This window comes from Paenimyroides ceti, from assembly GCF_030409925.1.
In genome coordinates this window covers 1,659,858-1,670,971 of record NZ_JAUFQU010000001.1, presented here as the reverse complement: position 1 = coordinate 1,670,971, position 11,114 = coordinate 1,659,858, and the positions used below count along the sequence as shown (strand labels likewise).

Below are 11,114 nucleotides of genomic sequence, written 5' to 3'. Positions count from 1 at the left end.
ATTGTACTTGTGATAAATATAATAAAACAGATTACTTTTAGTGATGGATTAAAAAAAGCTATTGAAGATAATTATAAATCAATTGTTGTTGATGTTTATAATCCAAGGGAGTGGATAAAAGAGCCAACTTCTATTAAAATAAAAAGAGATTATGGTATAGAAGAAAGTATTGCACTAAGTAATGAAATAATGAATTATATATCCGTTGGCGACAGTCTGATCAAGGTAAAGGATGAGAATATTTGCTATGTAAAGAAGCCTGACGGTGAGTATAAATCGTTTTATTACATACGGATTTCTCTACAGGATCGAAATCATTGGACATTTCCTAAAGAGTGGAAAGATAAGTGGATGGAATCAAGTGCATGGGATACTTTACAAAGGAGATAATTTCTCTCCCACACTGACGTATCACTAATCTTATAGCATAGTACATATTACTTACATGTCTCGTATAAAAGGAAGCAGATGATGTCTTTTCACGCAGGATGGACCATGGGCTTTATGCGCCATCCGGCACACAGAGAAAGTATGAATTATGATCTTAACGGCAACATCCGAACCTTAAACCGTACCGGAGCTATGGCAGACGGACAGGTTTTGGATATGGACGAACTCGATTATACCTATAACGGCAATCAGCTGACCATGGTAAGAGACTATACCAACAACCCTGACGGATTTAAAGAAATCCCTTCTGAGGGTGCTGCCTATACTTATGATGGATCCGGAAACTTAATAACCGATACCAATAAACGGATTACTAAAATTACGTATAACCATCTGAATTTGTCGGTAGAAGTATTCCGGAGGAACCAGTACTTTGTCAAGAGAGTTCAAATCTAAAAAGGTGAAAAAATGAAAAAACTTAAACCATACCTTATCTTTTTCGGTATTGTAGCTTTTATTGTTCTAATGGTAAATATAATCAAAGAGGTTAGTTACAATTCTCTGATTAAAAAAGCTATTGAAGATAGTTATAAATCGACTATTATTGATATTTATAATCCAAGAGAGTGGATAAAAGAGCCTAACTATATGAAAGTCCTTAAAGATAATAACGAAGTATTAGATGTTTATCTTACGGAAGAATTGATTAAATACATTTCAGTAGGAGATAGTTTAATTAAAATAAAAGATGAAAATATCTGTCATGTAAAGAAGCCAAATGGAGATAAGAAAGAGTTTTATTATATAAGAATTCCTTTGGAAAATAGAAACCATTGGACATTTCCTAAAGAGTGGAAAAATAAGTGGATGGAATCAAGTGCATGGGATACTATACAAAGGAGATAATTTCTCTCCCACACTGACGTATCACTGATCTTATAGCATAGTACATATTTATTCCGGAGGAACCAGTACTTTGTCAAGAGAGTTCAAATCTAAAAAGGTGAAAAAATGAAAGCACTTAAACCATATCTTATCTTTTTCGGCATTATCTTTTTTATTTTTATGATAGTAACTATAATCCGAGAAGTGAATTATAACTCGTTAATAGAAAACGATATTAAAGATAATTATAGAGCTATTATAATTGAAAAATATAATAGGAGAAAAAGTATGGATGTCATGACTTCTGTATTAATAAAAAGAAACGATGGAATTGAAGAGGGATTTCCATTGCGTTCTGAAATCATGGATTACATTTCAGTGGGAGATAGTTTAATAAAAATAAAAGATGAAAATATCTGTTATGTAAAGAAGCCAAATGGAGATAAGAAAGAGTTTTATTATATAAGAATTCCTTTGAAAAATCGAAACCATTGGACATTTCCTAAAGAGTGGAAAGATAAGTGGATGGAATCAAGTGCATGGGATACTTTACAAAGGAAATAGTCCTGATTTAACTCAACATCAAAACACTCCATAAAAAACACAGTAAAAACCACAAAAGTTAGCGCATTTAGTAATGGCACTGAAAAAACAGCACCATTTGAGACTGCATAAATAGTAAGAGTCATTTTTTGCTTAATCGTTCCATACCGACCATTTAGGCAGCAGCACGTACTTAACAGATAACTTTGGAAGACCAAGTCATTACTATGACAACCTGCCTTTTGGGGAGAGTATGGTAGAACACAACCAAAGTCAGTATTATGGCAATCAGTATAAATTCAACGGAAAAGAGTTAGACAGCACTACCGGAATGTATTATTACGGCGCACGCTATTATGAGCCAAGATTTAGTATATTTGTTAGTGTTGATCCGTTGGCGGAGAAATATACTAACTATACGCCTTATAACTATACTTTAAATAATCCAATAATGTTTGTTGATCCTGATGGACGAGAACCAGAACATATAATAATTAGAAATACTAAAAATAAGGATGGAAGTATAAATATGTACATAACCATTGTCGGAAAAGTTATAGATCTAACTTCAAATAATAGTGTAAATGTGTCTTCATACATAGCCAGTGCAAAATCTAATTTAGAAAAGACTTTAAGTGGTAATTATAAAACTTCTGATGGAATAAAAGTAAATGTTAGTGTTCAAGTACAATTAACTCAAGCAAAAGATATAAGAGACATTGGAGATGATGATCATGTGATTGGAATTGTAGATTCTTTTAATACTGTGAAACAGTTTGGAGTTAGTTCAACTAATGCAGGAATAGCTTACATGGAAGGTAATGTAACATTATTAAAGGCACAATATTTAAATGGATATAATACTTTAGAAGAACATGAATTTGGGCATCTTTTTGGATTAGATCATAAATCTGGTACGTTTATGTCTTCAACTATTTCATCGAATAAAGTTAAAACTGAAGATCAGCAAAAACAAATGTTTGAGAGATTTAGAATGTTAGAAAATAAGAAGATGAGAAACATTGATGGTAATAATGGAAGTTCAAAAAATGATTTAAAGAATTTATTAAGAGAATCTAGAGCAAAATATGAGACCAATAAATTATAAATACTTAATATTTCTATTTTTATTTTTTTCATGTGAAAAAAATAAAGTTCAAAACTTCACCCTTACAGGGATAAACGTTGAAAATTATTACTTTTTCAATGAGATATTATTTGATGAGAATACTCAAATTGTTGTTGATTTAAAAAATCAAAATGTTAAAGTAATTAATGGAGATATTTCCAAGCAATATTCTTTTTATTATTATCCTAAAGAGAGAGAAATTAGTGTAATAAAGGAAGATATGATTATTAAATTTTATGACTTTCGTCTTCAAAAAGATACTGTATATCTAAAGACAAAATGGTTACCAAAAGAGTACAGTATAAATTGGAGAGAAGAATATTGGAATTATAAAGAAAATGGAGTCCAATTAATATTTGTGAAAAATGAGTAATCTTACAACAAGATATTTAAAAGCTCAATTAGCGATCGGACAATAGTGAATTAATTAAAACGCTACAAGAATATCAAGAGTCAGGAAAGATTGGAAACATTATACGTCATGATATTGAAGGAGATTATTTAACTAATCCAAGTTCTGAATCTGATTTTATTAGAGGAGGTATACAGTCTATGCCATACGTTGGAGAAGGAGATAAAGCACCTCATTTTGATTTAGCACGACCAGGAAAAACAGCAGATAAAAAAATTGAACAATTAGGAAATAAATTAAAGCAAAATGGTGTCAAATAAAAGAATAAGCTTAATTAATTTATTGATATTTATATTAGGTATACCACCTATTATTTTAATAAATACTATATCTAAAGGTAACTTTATAGCTGGACCATTTTTAACAATTATATTTATTTTATTAATGATGATTCAATTTATTTTGATAATTACATCATGTTTTAGTGTTAAAAACTGGTTTAAGAAATTAATTTTGATATTTAATATTGGTGTCATTATTTTTATGTATTGGATGCTTTATGGTTATATATACAATTTAAGTTAAATGACACATCACTCCATAAAAACCACAAAAGTTAGCGCATTTAGTAATGGCACTCAAAAAACAGCACTTTGTAAGACTGCATAAATAGTAAGAGTCATTTTTTGCTTAATCGTTCCATACCGACCATTTAGGCAGAAGTACGTACTTAACGGATAACTTTGGAAGACCAAGCCATTACTATGACAACCTGCCTTTTGGAGAGACCATGGTTGAACACAACCAAAGTCAGTATTATGGCAATCAGTATAAATTCAACGGAAAAGAGTTAGACAGCACTACCGGAATGTATTATTATGGCGCACGCTATTATGAGCCAAGATTTAGTATATTTGTTAGTGTGGATCCTTTGGCGGAGCAAACGATGACACCTTATCAATATGTTCATAACAACCCAATAAACCTTATAGATCCTACAGGAATGAATGCAGAGCCCCCTGTAAAAGGATTACAATATTTTAGAGATGATACAGGTGAATATTTCTGGAATAAAGAGAAAGATAAATATGAACATTATGTTAATGATAAGGATGGATCAAAAAGTTTTAAAGGATATTACGATGCGAGTAGTTTTAAAGAACCTGTTGGAGATTATTTTATAGATTTTAATTCTGCAGGAAGCCAAAAAGATACTTTTGATATAAGTAAAACGATTACGAGTATATCGGACCCTTTATACTCAGTTTTAAATTTAATGGGTCAAATAAAAAATATTAGCAATCCTGAAAAATATCCAGGAGTAGAGATTTATAGTTCACCACATATGAATGGAGCTTTAACAGCTGGAAATGTTATTTTTACTAATCCTGATATGCAAGATAAAAATACATTGGATCATGAGTATGGACATTATCTTGATTATAAGCACAATTTCGAATATAAGCAAAAAGAATATTTAAAAACCATTGCTATTCCCAGTATAATAAGTGCTACAAGATCTACAGTTTCTGATAAATATAAACATGAAAAATCTCAATCAGAAAAAAGAGCTAATAGATTAGGAGGGGCTTGGACTGGAAATAAAGATTTAAAAAATATATATAGAAATTAATTATGAAGAAATTATTAATAATATTATCGGTACTTATTTGTTTTGCTTGTGATCCAATGAATGGGAAAATGAGTTTTAAGAATGAATCTGATTCAGATATCTATATTCGAATTATATTTTTCAAAGATTCTACAGTAATTGGAACAATGGTGGGATTACGAAATATAAAAGCGTATGAAAATAGAAAAATAGGCAAACTCTATAGTTGGGAATCAGAATTCGAAAATGCTAATAAAGATAGTTTAAGTATTGTTATATATGACAACTATGATTTTTTAAGTAATTCAGATGAACAAAGTAATAAAATAAAAAGTGACAGTCTTTTGAAAGTAGGGGATTTTGAGTACAAAAATTATACTTTGAAAGATTTGAATAGATTAAAATGGCAAATTACTTATCCTGATGATGGATTTAAAAAAGGAGAAAAATTAAAGGAATAATTCTTCAATAAAATAGCATTATTCAGTAAACAGACAACTGCACCACTTTTTCAAACCTCCCATGATGGCTTTTAGAAACGGGAATCCGAATTCCTTTTTCATAAACAAACGGCAAACCATAACAATCTTTTTCAACTTTTTCAGAGCTGATCTCATAGATGTGTTGCAAATCCTTTGGTTGCGTTACAGCAAGTGTATGGACGAAGCCTCCATCAATAACAGTTGAAGTAAGATACTTTCTTCCTTTACAATATACCTTTCCTGAAAGGATAGTAGTATTGGTACTGATTTCACATTCCAACAAATGGGGAAAGAACCCTTTGTCAAGGGTTTGCCTGTTATAAATTTTATATACGGCCTCTTTCATTGTCCATAAAATCCATACCATCAACCCAGGTTCAGGATGATTTAAAATTGCTTGCTGTTCATCTGGGGTAAAAAGTTTTTGCAGAAAACCTTTGCGCTGCCAGTTGCTTTGTATCCGTGCTAAAGAAAGATCTACGATATCATTTCCGATCATCTGGTATGCTGCTTAGATTCAATAATATCAATAGCAGCAGCTACATTCAGCATGCGTTCCATTTCTGTATTATCAATGACAATCTCAAACTTTTCTTCAATATCCAGTACAATATCTACCAGATTGGCTGAATTAATGTTCAGGTCTTTGATAAAATCAGTTTTTTCGTTTAGCTGCTCAAGAGCTTCTGTGTTTTCAGTATAAGGCTTTACGATATTTTTTACTTTTTCAATAATTTCTTCTCTGTTCATAACGATTGATATTTTTTTAAAATAATACAGGCATTTACATCTCCAAAACCAAAACTTGCTTTAGCAATAGTTGTTACAGGAGTATATAATATTTTTTGAGGAATTTTTGCTGCGCTGATTAGCTGTGTAATATCCGGATGCAGGTCTTCGCAATTCAGATTCGGAAAAAGAAAATCCTGTTGTAATTGTAGCACAGTAGCAACAGTCTCGATACTTCCGGCACCGCTAAGACAGTGTCCGGTCATAGATTTTAAGGAATTGATAAACGGAAAATCAGTTCCTTTCCGGTTCAGTGCCTGTGTCCAGTTTTCAATTTCCAGTGCATCTTTGCTCGTCGCAGTGAGATGTCCGTTAATGGCATCAATATCCCGTGCCGTTATGCCGGCATTGTCTATTGCCTGTTTGATACAACGTTGCACCGCAGTGCTATTGGGAGCTGTCATCGTTCCACCGTTTCGCTGACCTCCGGAATTGATATGACCTCCCAAAACTTCGGCATAGATAGTAGCTTTTCTTTCCAGAGCACTTTCCAATTCTTCTAAAACCAAAGCTCCTGCGCCACTGCCCGGAACAAATCCGGATGCTGAGGCACTCATAGGGCGTGATCCATGTTGCGGATCTTTATTGTGCTTAAAAGTGCATACGCGCATAGCGTCAAATCCAGCCCAGATATAAGGACCGCTGTCACTGGTACTTCCGGCTAACATGCGTTTTGCCAAACCGTGTTTGATACGCTCGTAGGCCATTAAGATACTTTCTGTTCCGGTGACACAAGCAGAAGAATTTGTAGTTACCTGATTACCCAATCCTAATTTTCCGCCGAGATAGGCACTGATACCACTGTTCATCGTTTGTACGACTACATTGCTTCCGAGTCGCCGGGTTTGCAAATCATCGATCTTATAAATACTTTCCCGGAACTTATCTATGCCTGAGGTTCCCGAACCAAAAATAGTACCGCTGTCCCAATCCGTATCTGCATTTAGATCAACAGGTAAACCGGCATCTTTCCAGGCTTCCATTCCGGCAACGACACCATATAATATGCCACTGCTGTCAAAGCCACGTAACTCCAGATCTGTAAAACACGCTGTTTTCACAGCATTACTAATGTTTGGAGTGCCCGAAATCTGACAGGAAAACTGTAAATCAGCCAGGTGCTGATCATATTGAATCCCTGAAATGCCCTTTTGTAAGGCAGTAGTAAATTCCGGAATTCCCACTCCGTTTGGAGCAGCAACTCCCATTCCGGTAATCACAACGCGTCTGTTCATTTTTTTATAAGTATCATTCCGGCAATAGTACCTTTGCAAACCGTTTCGTCTGCGGTGTTCTTCATCAAAACCTTGCATTTGAGTTTTCCGAACCGAAAATATATTTTCTCCGATTCGATAAATACTTTTTCTGAAGGATAAACAGGTTTTAAAAATTCTATTTCCGTTGAGGTTAGGGCAATTTCTGGTGTTGTCTTCAGGCTGTCTCTCAACAAATAAATTCCGAGACAAACCAATCCGGCCTGAGCCATAGTCTCGGTAAGAATCACTCCGGGTGTAACAGGATGATTTTCAAAATGGCCTCTGTAAAAATCAAGATCTGCCGTATAGGTATAACTTGCTTTTGTGCCGTTTTCATCAACACTAAGCAATTCGTCAACAAACAGAAATGGTTTTTTATAGGGCAAAAGAGCCAGTATGTTTTTTGTTTCCATCGTTACCATTGTAATAAAATCGTCTGAGCAGAAAATCCGGGACCAAAACTCAGCATAAGTCCTTTTTCTCCTGATTCGGGATGCTCATTCATAATTTTTTCAAGAACGTATAATACAGTAGCACTGGACATATTTCCATATTGTTTCAATATTTCTTTCGTAGCATCTATATTCTTATTCAGACTACTAAAAATACCTTCTACCGTCTGTACAATCTTTTTGCCTCCAGGATGAAAGATGAGGTGATCCAGATCTTCGACAGCTATATTATTTTTTTCAAGAAAAGGAAAAATAATCTTTTCAAAGTTTGCCGAGATGGTATCGGGGACGGCTATATCCAGAATCATCTGTAAACCGTTATTGGTAAGTTTAAATCCCATAAGATGCGTAGCCTCATAAAAATGATACATCTGGTCATCGATAATTTCAGGTCCCATATCCTGTTCACACGAAGATAGCAGACAACAGGCAGCTCCATCACCAAAAATAGCGGCGCTCACAATATTAGGCATTGAAAAATCATCGAGCTGAAAAGTAGCGGTAGGCGATTCTACCGCAATAATGGCAGCTCTTTTTCCGGGATTGGCTTTCAGAAAATTACGGGCATAAATAATTCCTGATATCCCGGCAGCACAGCCCATTTCCGTTACGGGAAGTCTAATAATATCCTGACGTAAATGTAAGCGGTTAATGAGATAAGCATCCAGAGAGGGAATCATGATTCCGGTACAGCTCACTGTAATGATATAATCTAATGTCTGCGGATCCCACTGGGCTTTCTTCAAAGCCTTATCCAGTACTTTTTCACCTAAATCGGTAACTTCTCTTATGTATATATCGTTTTTATCTTCAAAAGAAGTAGCGGTAAAAACGTCTGTAGGTTCCATTATGGAATACCGTCTGTCCACCATGGCACCTTCAAAAATCTTTTTGACTTTACGTGCGAAACGTGCTTCCTGTCCCTGTAACCAATCATCCAGTAAAGGCATGATTTCCTCCGTTGATCTCGAATAGGGAGGTAGTTGTTTGACGGCAGTGATGATCTTTACATTCATTTTTTAAAAATTATCCATTCATATCTAAAAGCCCATTTCCAGGTAACATTGTATTTTCTGAATCCCAGTTTTTGAGAAAAATGTATAAGCTCTTGTTTTTTAAATCCTCTTAATATCGACAGTAATCCGTCTTCTCTAGACATGTGGTTCAATCCGAAAATAGTACACAATAGCTGAAAAAGGCGGTAAGCTGTTTTGCTTCTTTCCAAATCATTAATCACAATGCCTATGGTACTGTTTTTATAGAATGACCGCATTATTTCCAATATTTCTTCATCTTTAAAATGATGCAGCGTAAGCGTGCTCAATACCACATCATATTTTAGTTTTTTAAAGTCATCTTCAAAAAGATCCATACACTTATAGGAAATATTAGGATACGCTTCAGATAATTTTGCAGCATAGTCCACCGTATAGGCATTGGCATCAATACCAATGAGCAGAAACTTATAATGCTCTTTTTTGGCGTAGTCAGCCAACATTCTGAGCATATCACCATTTCCGCAACCGGCATCCACAATTGTAAAAGTGTGATTTTTATTTTCCTGCTTCAAAAGCCGTTTCAATCCGCTTAGTGTAACTTTATTACCACCTAATAGCCTGTTGATAGCAGCAATTTTATCCAAAGCATTGCGAAGTTCTTCACCCTTCAATAAAAAATCATCCATGATCTCCTGCTCTTCGCTTCTTTTCTCGGTTTGTATTTTTCTCATACTTTTACAAAAATCGGTTTACCATGTGTCTTTCTGATGATATGGCTGAGCAAGCCAGGAAATACATTTATCAATGAAAATAAAAAACGGGTAATATATTTATTCTGAAGGTTCAGTGCCAGAAAGCGACCTGTTTTTATCCGTTTGCCAAAATGTGATTTCCATTGTTTGGCATACTTCTTTTCCATTGTCGTCCTTGTTAAGTCTTCGTTTATATAATCTGTAATCAGTTCAGCCGCAATTTTGGCACTGTGTATGGCCATTGCCATTCCGTTACCGCATAGCGGATGTATAAGACCTGCAGTATCTCCGATCATAAGGATATGGTTGACTACAGGCTTTTTGGCTTCAAAACTGATCTGACTAATCGTGAGGGGCGCATTAAAAATCATATCGCTCTCATTTAGCACTTTTCCTAACAACGGATTTTTACTCAGCACATACTCCTGATATTCTTTAATGTTTTTATATTGTTTAAAACTACTGTAATCGGCGAGATAGCAGATGTTTATGGTATTGTTTTCAATGTTAGACACTCCGCAATACCCTCCGGGAAAATGATATAGTCCTACCATATCAGAGGGAAAGTCTCCTTTATAATGTGCTTTTACCGCGAGCCATGGTGATTTTTTACGAATAAATGTCCTGGACAGATACTGATCGATTCCTGATCGTTTTCCATAAGCTCCCAAAACAAGATCAGTCGTATACGTCTCCGTGTCTGTTTTTATCGTAAATTTTTCATTTTTAAAATCAACCTGTTTAACAGTTTCGAAAATAAATCTGCAACCATATGCCAATGCCGTTTCATAAAGCATATGATCCAGTTTGTACCGGCTGATTCCATAACCGCCGAGTGGCAGCTCAGCCTCTTTGTGATTTCCTGTAATCCCAGTAAAACGAAACCGACGGATAGGTATAGCACCATCTGTAAAATTAACACCGAGAAAAGCAAGGTAGGGGAATATTTCTGCTGAAAGATATTCACCACATACTTTATGTCTGGGATAGACCGATTTTTCAATTACCGTCGTGTGAATACCGTTTTTGCCTAAATGTATGGCACAGCATAAACCGGCAAGGCCGCCACCAATGATTATGATATCAGTCTGTTTTTGATGCATATAAATAAAATCTCCTTTTTCGCGAAACTTAATAAGCGTTTTTATTTAAAGATATTATTTATTTATCAATAATCAGCTTTTATTTTAACGTAAGTTGAAAAAAGATAACAAAAAAATATGAATTTTTTTATGATCACTTAGGGTAAAACTATTATGGTTAGTATTTATGTAATTACTTGATATAGTACTCATTTTGTGTGATATATTTTAATTTGAGTGTTAAAAAATTATTTTTATTACGAATAAGTATTGTTGTTTGTTTATAAATTCCTAAATTAGGGTAAATTTAAGTCATCAATTATGAATGACTTTGTTTGTTTGTTGTTTACTTGATTTTAAAAGCTACCGATTGGTAGCTTTTATTTTTTAGT

At 34.2% G+C, this 11,114-nt stretch carries 15 protein-coding genes; 8 read left to right on the top strand and 7 right to left on the bottom strand.

Going from position 1 to position 11,114, the window contains the following annotated elements; genetic code table 11:
* Positions 1 to 189: 189 nt before the first annotated feature.
* The 8 genes from QW060_RS08145 to QW060_RS08110 all read left to right on the top strand — a co-directional run bounded on the left by QW060_RS08145 (position 190) and on the right by QW060_RS08110 (position 5,372).
* Positions 190 to 390 (top strand): hypothetical protein, encoded by a 201-nt coding sequence (locus tag QW060_RS08145; protein WP_290363142.1) that lies wholly within the window; start codon positions 190 to 192, stop codon positions 388 to 390.
* A gap of 78 nt (positions 391 to 468) precedes the next feature.
* Positions 469 to 846 carry a hypothetical protein gene (locus QW060_RS08140; RefSeq protein WP_290363141.1) on the top strand — a complete coding sequence of 126 codons (378 nt, stop codon included), beginning with the start codon at positions 469 to 471 and terminating at the stop codon, positions 844 to 846.
* 192 nt (positions 847 to 1,038) lie between these two features.
* Complete coding sequence (locus tag QW060_RS08135; RefSeq protein WP_290363140.1) at positions 1,039 to 1,296, top strand: hypothetical protein; 258 nt, start codon at positions 1,039 to 1,041, stop codon at positions 1,294 to 1,296.
* A gap of 267 nt (positions 1,297 to 1,563) precedes the next feature.
* A complete protein-coding gene (locus QW060_RS08130; protein ID WP_290363139.1) occupies positions 1,564 to 1,839 on the top strand; it encodes a hypothetical protein in 276 nt (91 codons plus the stop codon).
* 214 nt (positions 1,840 to 2,053) lie between these two features.
* Positions 2,054 to 2,926, top strand: a complete 873-nt coding sequence (locus tag QW060_RS08125; protein WP_290364724.1) for an RHS repeat-associated core domain-containing protein — start codon at positions 2,054 to 2,056, stop codon at positions 2,924 to 2,926.
* Positions 2,907 to 3,320, top strand: coding sequence for a hypothetical protein (locus QW060_RS08120; protein WP_290363138.1), 414 nt, complete (start codon positions 2,907 to 2,909; stop codon positions 3,318 to 3,320). Before QW060_RS08125 ends, QW060_RS08120 begins: the two co-directional genes overlap by 20 nt.
* A gap of 769 nt (positions 3,321 to 4,089) precedes the next feature.
* Positions 4,090 to 4,932: an RHS repeat-associated core domain-containing protein gene (locus QW060_RS08115; RefSeq protein ID WP_290363137.1), complete on the top strand. Its 843-nt coding sequence runs from the start codon at positions 4,090 to 4,092 to the stop codon at positions 4,930 to 4,932.
* Between the two features lie 2 nt (positions 4,933 to 4,934).
* Entirely contained in the window at positions 4,935 to 5,372 is a 438-nt protein-coding gene (locus QW060_RS08110) for a hypothetical protein (protein ID WP_290363136.1), read from the top strand.
* A 22-nt stretch (positions 5,373 to 5,394) separates the two neighbouring features.
* On the opposite strand, the gene QW060_RS08105 is transcribed toward QW060_RS08110, so the two are convergent.
* Genes QW060_RS08105 through QW060_RS08075 form a run of 7 tightly spaced genes read right to left on the bottom strand, consistent with a single transcriptional unit; the run spans position 5,395 to position 10,743 of the window.
* Entirely contained in the window at positions 5,395 to 5,892 is a 498-nt protein-coding gene (locus QW060_RS08105; RefSeq protein ID WP_290363135.1) for a 4'-phosphopantetheinyl transferase family protein, read from the bottom strand.
* Positions 5,889 to 6,143, bottom strand: a complete 255-nt coding sequence (locus QW060_RS08100) for an acyl carrier protein (RefSeq protein WP_290363134.1) — start codon at positions 6,141 to 6,143, stop codon at positions 5,889 to 5,891. Before QW060_RS08100 ends, QW060_RS08105 begins: the two co-directional genes overlap by 4 nt.
* Positions 6,140 to 7,417 carry a beta-ketoacyl-[acyl-carrier-protein] synthase family protein gene (locus tag QW060_RS08095; RefSeq protein WP_290364723.1) on the bottom strand — a complete coding sequence of 426 codons (1,278 nt, stop codon included), beginning with the start codon at positions 7,415 to 7,417 and terminating at the stop codon, positions 6,140 to 6,142. Before QW060_RS08095 ends, QW060_RS08100 begins: the two co-directional genes overlap by 4 nt.
* Positions 7,414 to 7,851: a 3-hydroxyacyl-ACP dehydratase FabZ family protein gene (locus QW060_RS08090; protein WP_290363133.1), complete on the bottom strand. Its 438-nt coding sequence runs from the start codon at positions 7,849 to 7,851 to the stop codon at positions 7,414 to 7,416. The genes QW060_RS08095 and QW060_RS08090 overlap by 4 nt, the downstream gene beginning before the upstream one ends.
* A 2-nt stretch (positions 7,852 to 7,853) precedes the next feature.
* A complete protein-coding gene (locus tag QW060_RS08085; protein ID WP_290363132.1) occupies positions 7,854 to 8,906 on the bottom strand; it encodes a type III polyketide synthase in 1,053 nt (350 codons plus the stop codon).
* On the bottom strand, positions 8,903 to 9,619 hold the full coding sequence (locus QW060_RS08080) for a methyltransferase domain-containing protein (protein WP_290363131.1): 717 nt from the start codon (positions 9,617 to 9,619) through the stop codon (positions 8,903 to 8,905). Before QW060_RS08080 ends, QW060_RS08085 begins: the two co-directional genes overlap by 4 nt.
* Positions 9,616 to 10,743: an NAD(P)/FAD-dependent oxidoreductase gene (locus tag QW060_RS08075; protein ID WP_290363130.1), complete on the bottom strand. Its 1,128-nt coding sequence runs from the start codon at positions 10,741 to 10,743 to the stop codon at positions 9,616 to 9,618. The genes QW060_RS08080 and QW060_RS08075 overlap by 4 nt, the downstream gene beginning before the upstream one ends.
* Between the last annotated feature and the right edge of the window lie 371 nt (positions 10,744 to 11,114).

What these genes read in the sequence shown, in the direction of transcription:
- QW060_RS08145 (WP_290363142.1), top strand. Translation starts at nt 190, where the DNA reads ATGAATTATATATCCGTTGGCGACAGTCTGATCAAGGTAAAGGATGAG.
- QW060_RS08075 (WP_290363130.1), bottom strand. Translation starts at nt 10,743, where the DNA reads ATGCATCAAAAACAGACTGATATCATAATCATTGGTGGCGGCCTTGCC.
- QW060_RS08095 (WP_290364723.1), bottom strand. Translation starts at nt 7,417, where the DNA reads ATGAACAGACGCGTTGTGATTACCGGAATGGGAGTTGCTGCTCCAAAC.
- QW060_RS08120 (WP_290363138.1), top strand. Translation starts at nt 2,907, where the DNA reads ATGAGACCAATAAATTATAAATACTTAATATTTCTATTTTTATTTTTT.
- QW060_RS08115 (WP_290363137.1), top strand. Translation starts at nt 4,090, where the DNA reads ATGGTTGAACACAACCAAAGTCAGTATTATGGCAATCAGTATAAATTC.
- QW060_RS08100 (WP_290363134.1), bottom strand. Translation starts at nt 6,143, where the DNA reads ATGAACAGAGAAGAAATTATTGAAAAAGTAAAAAATATCGTAAAGCCT.
- QW060_RS08090 (WP_290363133.1), bottom strand. Translation starts at nt 7,851, where the DNA reads ATGGAAACAAAAAACATACTGGCTCTTTTGCCCTATAAAAAACCATTT.
- QW060_RS08110 (WP_290363136.1), top strand. Translation starts at nt 4,935, where the DNA reads ATGAAGAAATTATTAATAATATTATCGGTACTTATTTGTTTTGCTTGT.
- QW060_RS08135 (WP_290363140.1), top strand. Translation starts at nt 1,039, where the DNA reads ATGAAAGTCCTTAAAGATAATAACGAAGTATTAGATGTTTATCTTACG.
- QW060_RS08085 (WP_290363132.1), bottom strand. Translation starts at nt 8,906, where the DNA reads ATGAATGTAAAGATCATCACTGCCGTCAAACAACTACCTCCCTATTCG.
- QW060_RS08140 (WP_290363141.1), top strand. Translation starts at nt 469, where the DNA reads ATGATGTCTTTTCACGCAGGATGGACCATGGGCTTTATGCGCCATCCG.
- QW060_RS08080 (WP_290363131.1), bottom strand. Translation starts at nt 9,619, where the DNA reads ATGAGAAAAATACAAACCGAGAAAAGAAGCGAAGAGCAGGAGATCATG.
- QW060_RS08105 (WP_290363135.1), bottom strand. Translation starts at nt 5,892, where the DNA reads ATGATCGGAAATGATATCGTAGATCTTTCTTTAGCACGGATACAAAGC.
- QW060_RS08130 (WP_290363139.1), top strand. Translation starts at nt 1,564, where the DNA reads ATGGATGTCATGACTTCTGTATTAATAAAAAGAAACGATGGAATTGAA.